Consider the following 5,374-nt stretch of genomic DNA (forward strand, 5'->3'; position numbering starts at 1 on the left):
ACGGGTGCCCCTGCGTAGGCGCGGAGGAAACATGTAGCGCACCCCGTAGTCTTGGGAGACGCGAGGTACCCACCCACCCAATCCCTGCAGGAGCAAAGAGGATAATATGCACCTCAAGCCAGAAAAACCATAAAATTCGGGGAACGCAAAAATCCCGCCGATTCCGAAGAATCAGCGGGATTTTCTGTGAAGTGCGCCCCCTGGGACTCGAACCCAGAACCCATTGATTAAGAGTCAATTGCTCTGCCAATTGAGCTAGAGGCGCTTATTTGTTTTTCAAGGTTTCCCTTGCAACAAGTAAATACTATACGGCATTTTGTGAGTGCCCGCAACTCGATTAAGCATGAAATGCATCACATATTTGTTGAGTGTTGTTGTTCAGCTTGAAACAGCAAGAATCCGGCGCCCACCTCCTCCCCTGTGCGGGATGAGAGGTGGAACGCCGGATTCTTAGAAAGCTATTGCTGAGCTACCACTTAGCGAGCGACCGAACCTTCGGTGTAGTCGTCGTCTGCAGTGTTCCAGGAGAACAGCTCGCGCAGCTTGCGGCCGGTTGCCTCGATGGGGTGTGCCTCGCCCTTTGCGCGCAGTGCCTTGAACTCGGGTGCGCCTGCAGCCTGGTCTTCCATGAAGCGCTTTGCGAAGTTGCCGTTCTGGATGTCTGCCAGGACAGCCTTCATGTTTTCCTTGACCTCGGGGGAGATCACGCGGGGGCCGGAGACGTAGTCGCCGTACTCTGCGGTGTCGGAGATGGACCAACGCTGCTTAGCGATGCCGCCCTCGATCATCAGGTCAACGATGAGCTTGAGCTCGTGCAGGACCTCGAAGTATGCGATTTCGGGCTGGTAGCCAGCTTCGGTCAGAACCTCGAAGCCGTACTGGACGAGCTGGGAGGTGGAGCCGCAGAGGACTGCCTGCTCGCCGAACAGGTCGGATTCGGTCTCTTCGGTGAAGGTGGTCTTGATGACGCCTGCACGGGTTGCACCCAGTGCCTTTGCGTAGGACAGTGCCAGTGCGAGTGCTTCGCCGGATGCGTCCTTCTCGACTGCAACCAGGGCGGGAACGCCACGGCCTGCTTCGTATTCGCGGCGGACGGTGTGGCCGGGGCCCTTGGGGGCGACCATTGCCACGTCGACACCCTCGGGTGCGGTGATGTAGCCGAAGCGGATGTTGAAGCCGTGTGCGAAGAACAGTGCGTTGCCGGGCTTGAGGTTCGGCTCGATGCTCTCTGCGTAGACCTTTGCCTGGACCTGGTCCGGGGTCAGGATCATGATGACGTCTGCTTCTGCTGCTGCTTCTGCGACGGTTGCAACGCGCAGGCCTTCTGCCTCAGCCTTAGCACGGGACTTGGAGCCCTCGGACAGACCGACGATGACCTTCACGCCGGAGTCACGCAGGTTCAGTGCGTGTGCGTGGCCCTGGGAGCCGTAACCGATAACTGCTACGGTGCGGCCCTGGATCAGGGAGAGGTCTGCGTCGTCGTTGTAGAAAATGGTTGCTGCCATTTCTTCTCCTCAGTAAGTTTGATATGCGGCCCAGGCTGGGCTCAACATTGACTATTCTACTTGATAGATGTTTAGTTGCGGGCTGTCGAGAGTACTTCTCAGCATCTGAAGTATCCGGAAGGTCTGTGAGCCCATAGGGTCGGGTATCGCATCGCTGCCGGTTTTCCCGGTTGTGGCGGTGCGATACCCGTTGCTATCCCCAGCTGGTGCGGGGTTGGTGTGGCACCCTGGCAGGTGTTAGATGCGCTCGCGCTAGATACGCTCGCTCATAGCGCGGGGGCCACGTGCCAGGCCGATGGTGCCGGCGCGAACGATTTCGCGAACACCGTAAGGCTCCAGAACATCCAGCAGTGCGTTGAGCTTCTCCTCAGAACCGGTTGCCTCGATGACAACAGACTCGGGGGAAACGTCAATCACGGATGCGCGGAACAGGTCAGCTGCCTGAACGATCTGCAGGCGAGCAACTGCGTCGGCCTTGACCTTAATCAGGATGTGACCACGCTGGGTGGAGGAGTCTGCGGGAAGCTCGACGACCTTCAGCACGTGAACAAGCTTGTTCAGCTGCTTAGTAATCTGCTCGATGGTGTGAGCGTCACCTTCGGTTACGACGGTGATGCGGGAAACACCGGGGTTTTCGGTGGGGCCCACGGCCAGGGAGAGGATGTTGAACAGTCGGCGGGAGAACAGGCCGGAGACGCGGGTGAGAACGCCCGGCTTATCTTCTACCAGAACGGACAGAGTGTGCTGAGACATTAGTTCTCTCCCTCACGATCGAACTCGGGCGAAGTGTTCTTCGCAATCCAAATCTTGTCATTAGATACGCCTGCCGGGACCATGGGCCAGACCAGTGCGTGGGGGCTGACGGTGAAGTCAATGACGACGGGGCGGTCGTTGATTTCGAGGGCAGCCTTAATGGTGGCGTCCACGTCTTCGTCGCGTTCGCAGCGGAAGGTTGCGCAGCCGTATGCGTCGCCGAGCTTGACGAAGTCGGGGATGCGTACGGTGCCGTGGCCGTCCTTCAGGTCGGTGTTGGAGTAGCGCTCGTTGTAGAACAGAGTCTGCCACTGGCGCACCATGCCGAGGGAGGAGTTGTTGATGATGGCAACCTTGACGGGGATGTTGTTCTGTGCGCAGGTGACCAGTTCCTGGTTGGTCATCTGGAAGCAGCCGTCACCGTCGATGATCCACACGGTGGATTCGGGGTGTGCAACCTTTGCACCCATGCCGGCGGGTACGCCGTAGCCCATGGTGCCGAGGCCTGCGGAGCTGATGAAGTGGCGGGGGCTTTCCTGCTGGATGTAGTGTGCACCCCACATCTGGTGCTGGCCAACGCCGGTGACATAGTATGCGTCGGGGCCGGTGAGGGCGCTGATGCGCTCGAGAACGTACTCGGGCGAGCCGAGGCCGTCGTTGGGCTTCTCGTAGCCGAGCGGGTAGTCCTTGCGGATTGCGTTGAGCTCGTTCCACCATTCGGTGAGGTTCGGCAGCTGCTGTGCGAACTCGGTGGAGAGCAGGTCGGTCAGCTCGGGCAGGACGTACTTGAGGTCGCCGACGATCGGCACGTCTGCGAAGCGGATCTTCGAGATTTCTGCCGGGTCAACGTCAATGTGGATGACCTTAGCTTCGGGTGCGAAGGAGTCGAGCTTACCGGTGACGCGGTCGTCGAAGCGTGCGCCGAGGGTGATGAGCAGGTCAGACTTCTGCATTGCGGCGACGGCGGGGACGGTGCCGTGCATACCGGGCATGCCGAGGTTCTGCGGGTCGGAGTCCGGGAACGCGCCGATTGCGTTGAGGGTGGTGACGACGGGTGCGCCGATGAGCTTAGCCAGCTTGTGGAACTCTTCGGAAGCACCTGCGCGGACCAGGCCACCGCCGACGTAGAAGACGGGGCGCTTGGACTCGGTGATGAACTTGGCAGCTTCGTGAATCTGCTTGGAGTGGCCACGGGTGACGGGGGTGTAACCGCGCAGCTCCAGATCCTCAGGAATGCCGCGGTATTCCATCATGCCGACCTGTGCGTCCTTGGTGACGTCCACGAGCACGGGGCCGGGGCGGCCGGTGGATGCGATGTGGAATGCTGCTGCGAGCGCGCGGGGGATGTCCTGCGGGTCGGTAATCATGAAGGAGTGCTTGGAGATGGGCATCGCCATGCCGACGATGTCAGCTTCCTGGAATGCGTCAGAGCCGAGCAGCGCGGTGGACACCTGGCCGGTGATTGCGACGAGGGGGACGGAGTCCATGTTTGCGTCTGCGATTGCGGTCAGCAGGTTGGTTGCGCCGGGGCCGGAGGTTGCGATGCACACGCCGGTCTTACCGCTGGACACTGCGTAGCCCTGGGCTGCGTGGCCTGCGCCCTGCTCGTGGCGGACCAGGATGTGGCGGACCTTCTTGGAGTCGTACAGGGGGTCATAGGTCGGCAGAATAGCTCCACCAGGCAGGCCGAATACGTCAGTCACACCCAGGTCTTCGAGGGTGCGGACGATTGCCTGAGAACCGGTCATGCGTTCTGCGGGAGCGTTTGCCGCGTCATCAGAAGTGGAAAATCCCATGGTCATGGAAATGCCTCGTGTCTTAATGGTTCTTCGTTGTACTCAATGTTCTGCGTGGGTGTTGTGTGTTCCGCACGCATCCTATGCCCGGGGGTACCAAGCTATAAAAAATGCCCCTCGCTGTTGGTGGTAGCGGTAGGGGCGCTCAGTCGCAGTGAATAGACCCTGCCACTCGCCCTAGGCGACGTCGACAAGGTTTAGAATTCGCTGGAACATTGCTGTCTTCACCCTTCTATGGTGAAGCCCGGGGCGGGGGTGAGTCAAATCTCTATGGGGTGTCGTGGTGGTTTTTGCACGGAAACCCCCAAGTCAACCTTCTTCTTTCATGATGTGGACACTTTGCGCGTGTGCGTGGATTTTAGCGCAGGTTTTTGAACAGGTGAGAAAAACTCGCATTTTTGGATGTCATGGCGCGTAATATGCGCGAATACTCGTGACCTTCGTTAGTTGCCCCGGTAAACTGATGCTATGACCGAACCGATCATCCCGGTCGCTGATGAGCTGACCGAAGCAAGTAAGTACGCAGAGGTTATCGACCCCCGTAACTCTGTTGAGAGTGACGTGTTTTTGACGGGTGAGGAACTCATTCGGGTTCTGCACCCGGTTTTTGACGAGCAGATTATTAATTACGGTGCATACAATTTGGTGTATGCGACGGGCCGTGCGGTTTACCGTAATCCTGATTTGGCGTTGCATCAGTCTCCTGATCAGGGGCATTTTATTGTTGGGTATCAGGATGCGCCTGATGAGGTGATTATTGCTCCGGTGAATTTGCCGGCGTTGACGCCTGCGGGTACGGCTACGACGATTGATAATACGAATGCGTTGCATGCGTATCGTGTGGGTGATGATGCGGTGACGATTGAGTCGGTGAATGGCAGCTCGTTTTATTTGTCGTTTGAGGATAATGCTGAGGTGGCGACTCGTTTTGGTGTTGGCCTGCTGGAGCAGGGTAAGGACGTGGAGGATTTCCGTGAGTTTGTGACGCGGATTTGGCCGGTCCTGTAACGGAGACTTTTCGTGCTGGATGCCCGCTGCAACTCTTAGGGTTGCGGCGGGCTTTCGCATGCCCACACCCCGCTACGTTGACCGCTTGAGGGGCGGTGCACGTCCTCGCTCCTACAGGGGCACCCGCCCTCGCTTCGCTTCGGGCACCCTGATGTCGCTACGGAGGCCACCGAAACCTCCATGCACCCGCCAGATTGCGTATAGGCGTGCCCACCGGGAAGCTACGTTTTCCGGAAGCGCCCTCAGGGTGTCACACGGACGCTCTCCGCAGCGAAGCAAGGAGGGGCGGAGCGTCCGGGTGACGGGTGCCCC

The 5,374-nt window shown here is 59.0% G+C and carries 4 protein-coding genes and 1 tRNA gene; 1 reads left to right on the top strand and 4 read right to left on the bottom strand.

Annotated elements, in window-relative coordinates; genetic code table 11:
• Nucleotides 1-192 precede the first annotated feature (192 nt).
• The 4 genes from HMPREF2528_RS08505 to HMPREF2528_RS08520 all read right to left on the bottom strand — a co-directional run bounded on the left by HMPREF2528_RS08505 (nucleotide 193) and on the right by HMPREF2528_RS08520 (nucleotide 4,060).
• Nucleotides 193-265: transfer RNA gene (locus HMPREF2528_RS08505), tRNA-Lys, on the bottom strand.
• Nucleotides 266-476: 211 nt separating this feature from the next.
• Nucleotides 477-1,505 carry a ketol-acid reductoisomerase gene (gene ilvC, locus HMPREF2528_RS08510; protein ID WP_049352920.1) on the bottom strand — a complete coding sequence of 343 codons (1,029 nt, stop codon included), beginning with the start codon at nucleotides 1,503-1,505 and terminating at the stop codon, nucleotides 477-479.
• 252 nt (nucleotides 1,506-1,757) lie between these two features.
• The gene (gene ilvN / locus HMPREF2528_RS08515) at nucleotides 1,758-2,258 is read right to left on the bottom strand and encodes an acetolactate synthase small subunit (RefSeq protein WP_005505523.1); all 501 of its coding nucleotides are present in this window, start codon (nucleotides 2,256-2,258) and stop codon (nucleotides 1,758-1,760) included.
• Entirely contained in the window at nucleotides 2,258-4,060 is a 1,803-nt protein-coding gene (locus HMPREF2528_RS08520) for an acetolactate synthase large subunit (protein WP_070505998.1), read from the bottom strand. The genes ilvN and HMPREF2528_RS08520 overlap by 1 nt, the downstream gene beginning before the upstream one ends.
• 462 nt (nucleotides 4,061-4,522) lie before the next feature.
• Here HMPREF2528_RS08520 and HMPREF2528_RS08525 point away from each other — a divergent pair, with 462 nt between their 5' ends.
• Nucleotides 4,523-5,062: a hypothetical protein gene (locus tag HMPREF2528_RS08525; RefSeq protein ID WP_070505996.1), complete on the top strand. Its 540-nt coding sequence runs from the start codon at nucleotides 4,523-4,525 to the stop codon at nucleotides 5,060-5,062.
• The last annotated feature ends 312 nt before the right edge of the window (nucleotides 5,063-5,374 follow it).

The sequence above is a fragment of the Rothia sp. HMSC078H08 genome (assembly GCF_001808955.1).
Classification (GTDB): domain Bacteria; phylum Actinomycetota; class Actinomycetes; order Actinomycetales; family Micrococcaceae; genus Rothia.

What these genes read in the sequence shown, in the direction of transcription:
- ilvC (WP_049352920.1), bottom strand. Translation starts at nt 1,505, where the DNA reads ATGGCAGCAACCATTTTCTACAACGACGACGCAGACCTCTCCCTGATC.
- ilvN (WP_005505523.1), bottom strand. Translation starts at nt 2,258, where the DNA reads ATGTCTCAGCACACTCTGTCCGTTCTGGTAGAAGATAAGCCGGGCGTT.
- HMPREF2528_RS08520 (WP_070505998.1), bottom strand. Translation starts at nt 4,060, where the DNA reads ATGACCATGGGATTTTCCACTTCTGATGACGCGGCAAACGCTCCCGCA.
- HMPREF2528_RS08525 (WP_070505996.1), top strand. Translation starts at nt 4,523, where the DNA reads ATGACCGAACCGATCATCCCGGTCGCTGATGAGCTGACCGAAGCAAGT.